We start from the raw sequence: 1,899 nt of genomic DNA, 5'->3' as shown, positions 1-1,899 counted from the left end.
GGTCGGTGGGGTCGGCCGGACGGGCGTGGCCGGTGATCTCCACGCGGAACCTCCGGTGGGTGGGGAGCGGCGTCGCCGGACGGCGAGACCGGTGGGTCGTGAGCGGTCCCTGCCTCCCCGGGAGGTCGACGCTTCATGTGTGCGCCGCTGCGAATTCACCCCTGCGTGCAAAGCCTCTGGCCCGGTTCGCGACGGTCCGTGTGATTCCGGGTCCCGACTCCGGAACACTGTGTTCTTTTCCCTGGCCAGAGCATGACCCGGCGCGAAAACCCTCCCGACCGTGTCGAGGGCCCGCCGGGATGTCCCGGTGGGCCCTCGACACGGTCGCCGACGCGACCGTCCTTCCTTCGCGGTGGTGAGCGGCGGTCCGGGCGTGCGCCCGCCGACGCCGGCTCAGAGCACCCGGGGCGGCTCCCCGTCGGCGGCCAGGGGACGGCCCGCCGCCTCCCAGGCGACCATCCCACCGTCCACGTTGACCGCGTCCACGCCCTGCTGTGCCAGGTAGGCCGTCACCTGAGCCGAGCGACCGCCGGAGCGACACACCACGTGCACCGGACCGTCGCCCACGCGCTCCTCGATCTCCGTGCGGCGGGCGATCACCTCGCCCATCGGGATGTGCAGGGCGCCCTCGGCGTGCCCGGCGGCCCACTCCTCGGGCTCGCGGACGTCGAGCAGCAGCCCGTCGGCGGGAACGGCGTCCACCGTCACGGTGGGGACCTGTGCGAAGTTCATGCCACCGACTGTAGGCGACCGGACGGACCCGCACGGGGCCGACGCCGGGGTCGGCCCCGCGGCCGAGACCCGGGGGCCGGGGCGGGCGCGGTCAGTCCGCGCCGGGAGCGGTACCGGTGGAGCCGTCCCCGCCCGGGTGATCGGTGGGCCCGGGGGAACCGGTGACCGGGTCGGGGGCCGGCCCGGCGGCGGACGGGTCGGACCCGGCCGCCGCGGTCGTACCGGCGATCGGGACCCCGGACGGATCGGTGGTCGGGGCGCCCGCCCCGGCCCCGATCCGGTACAGCTCCGCCTCCCGGGTACGGATCCTCTCCCGCAGCCCCTCGGCGATCTCCTCCAGCAGCGCGTCGGGGTCGTCCTCCCCCAGGCGCAACAGCGAACCGATCGCGCCGCCCTCCAGTGAGGCCGCGATCTCCGCCAGGAGGTCCCGTCGTTCGGCCAGCCAGCCGAGGCGGGCCACCAACTCCTCGCCCCGCTGCCCGGGTGAGGGGCCGCGGGAGGGGCCCGCCTCCCACTCCTCGGTCAGGGCGCGCAGCGCCGCCACGTCCCCCAGGGCGTACGCCTGGTTGACCCGCGTGACGAAGGCGCCCCGTCGCTCCATCTCCGCCGGGTCGGTCACCAGATCGGGGTGACATCGGCGGATCAGCTCCCGGAACAGGTTCCGGGCCTCGGCGCCCGGCCGCACCCGGGGCGGGGGCGTGGCGGTGCGGTCGGTGAGCATCGCGGCGGCGTCGGGGGCCAGGCCGTCGGGGCCCAGCCAGTCCTGGAACAGCTCCGCCACACCGGGCAGCGGCTGCACCCCGGCCCGCGCCTCGCGGGCTCTGCGCACGTCCTGCGGATCCCCGGTGCGCGCGGCGGTCGCCTCGGCGATCCGCGCGTCCAACTCCTCGAGGTGGGCGTAGAGGGGACCGAGGCGCTCGTCGTGGAGGCGGGAGAAGTTCTCCACCTCGATGCGGAAGCTCTCCACCGCGATCTCGAACTCGATCAGCGCGGCCTCGGCGGCCCGCACCGCCCTCTCGAGCCGCTCGGCGGCCTCCGGGTCGATGTCGCCGGGTTCCCCGGGATGGGTCCCCCCGGCGTCCGGGGCGTCGGGGGCCCGCGGGTCCTCCGGCGCGGGGACGGCGGACCCGCCCGGGCTGTCTCTTATACACCTCTGACACAGACTTT

Annotated in this window: 2 protein-coding genes; both read right to left on the bottom strand. The window is 75.8% G+C overall.

The window, feature by feature from the left end; translation table 11 throughout:
* Window positions 1-393: 393 nt before the first annotated feature.
* Complete coding sequence (locus FNQ90_RS21505) at window positions 394-732, bottom strand: rhodanese-like domain-containing protein (RefSeq protein WP_143624348.1); 339 nt, start codon at window positions 730-732, stop codon at window positions 394-396.
* A 91-nt stretch (window positions 733-823) separates the two neighbouring features.
* Window positions 824-1,899, bottom strand: a 1,076-nt coding sequence (locus tag FNQ90_RS21500; protein ID WP_182607869.1) for a J domain-containing protein, incomplete at its 5' end; no start/stop codon positions are given.

Origin of the sequence: Streptomyces alkaliphilus, from assembly GCF_014141535.1 — a bacterium.
GTDB lineage: Bacteria > Actinomycetota > Actinomycetes > Streptomycetales > Streptomycetaceae > Streptomyces > Streptomyces alkaliphilus.
Note: the sequence above shows the minus strand (reverse complement) of the source record. Positions and strands in the feature narration are given on the sequence as shown.

Coding starts and splice junctions, on each gene's coding strand:
- FNQ90_RS21505 (WP_143624348.1), bottom strand. CDS start 732: ATGAACTTCGCACAGGTCCCCACCGTGACGGTGGACGCCGTTCCCGCC.